The following is a 1,391-nucleotide window of genomic DNA, read 5'->3' on the forward strand; positions in this document are numbered from 1 at the left end:
TAGATAAATATGAGGTATGAATGCGAGTTGTAGTTCCTTTGGCACCTATCTTTTATGGTAGGTGTTTTTTCTTTTGGAATTTTTGATTTTCTATTTTTAATATTTTATAATCGAAATTTGTGACGATAATAAGCACAAAGGAGGTATTAATTTTGGATAAAATATCAAAAGTTCTGTTTTGGGGCGGTATAATTTATTTCATTATCATGGTATTTACAAACATGGAGTCTACTTTTCATTTAAATGCTACTCAATATATACCTGAAGGAGAGGAACCAGAACCAATACGGATTGCGCAAATCATAAGCGATATTACACAACCTGCTTATAATGGATTAGTATTAATTGCTTTATCCTACATTACTAATTATTTTAGTCAAAAAAAGTTAGATTGATTTTCAACGAAGAAAGGGCACCTACCGAATAAGTAGGTGCCTTTTAATCCACCCACAATCACACCCACGAAACACCCACAAATTCTGAAAATCATTGAGTATGATTGATATAACTAATTATTTAAAACACGGATTTATCAACTGTTTGAATGAAATTTATCGAATTTCATTTCGTAAAAGTATGTTCCGTACGCAAGTTCACCCTTGGGAAAGAGAACAGTATATTCAAATGTATTAATCAAATTAACCCTTGGCACTGTTGGTGTCGAGGGTTTTGTTTTATAGTTAACAAGGTGTGTTTTTAGTCAACTACAACAATGGAATGTAGATTTGTCTAACTATATCTGGCATACTTTGCTATTTTTGTTTGCGACAGTTGAGTACTATACTACATACTATTCTTATTTTTTATAATTTTAATTTCTTTTGCTTCACTTTGGTTAGGTAATCTCTCAGATAAAGACTTATTGACTGTTAAATCTATATGCTGACCTTCTTTTAATGATTCTAATGTTACTACATCTCCATCAATATTCTTGATCATAGTATTTTCAGTGATCTTAATCGAACATTCGTAACCTACATCGGAACTATCATCTATTAAATCTGAACATTCTAGTGAAACTTTATTATCATTTATACCTTCTATAGCGGCGGTGAAATTCAATTTTGCTGAGCAGCCTGTAATTATAACTAACATTATGATTAAATAAACAAATATATATTTCTTCATTTTAAACTCCCCTTTGCTTCATGTAATATAATTAACAATAAATGGTATGTTTAACTTTCTTCCTGAATCCGTGACATAACAAAAAATAAATATTAATTGCTTGGATATTCATTAAAATGCCTTTAGTTTTTCGAATAAAAGATGGAATCTTTCGATTTTCGCTTCAGACGGGCGCTTGCCGCGGGCACGGCGCGGGCTTTCCGAAACTCACAAGTTTCGTTTCGGGTGATTTTCGGCTCGTGTTGTTCCCGCAGGCGTCGCCG

General features: G+C 32.4%; 2 protein-coding genes. One reads left to right on the plus strand and one right to left on the minus strand.

Going from position 1 to position 1,391, the window contains the following annotated elements:
* Positions 1-152: 152 nt before the first annotated feature.
* Complete coding sequence (locus tag J416_RS14850) at positions 153-395, plus strand: hypothetical protein (RefSeq protein WP_003475416.1); 243 nt, start codon at positions 153-155, stop codon at positions 393-395.
* A gap of 388 nt (positions 396-783) precedes the next feature.
* Here J416_RS14850 and J416_RS14855 read toward each other — a convergent pair whose 3' ends face one another.
* The gene (locus J416_RS14855; protein WP_003475417.1) at positions 784-1,128 is read right to left on the minus strand and encodes a hypothetical protein; all 345 of its coding nucleotides are present in this window, start codon (positions 1,126-1,128) and stop codon (positions 784-786) included.
* Positions 1,129-1,391 lie beyond the last annotated feature (263 nt).

The sequence above is a fragment of the Gracilibacillus halophilus YIM-C55.5 genome (genome assembly GCF_000359605.1).
GTDB lineage: Bacteria > Bacillota > Bacilli > Bacillales > Amphibacillaceae > Gracilibacillus > Gracilibacillus halophilus.

Bases quoted from the DNA above. Each gene is read 5' to 3' on its own strand.
- J416_RS14855 (WP_003475417.1), bottom strand. From the start codon at position 1,128: ATGAAGAAATATATATTTGTTTATTTAATCATAATGTTAGTTATAATT.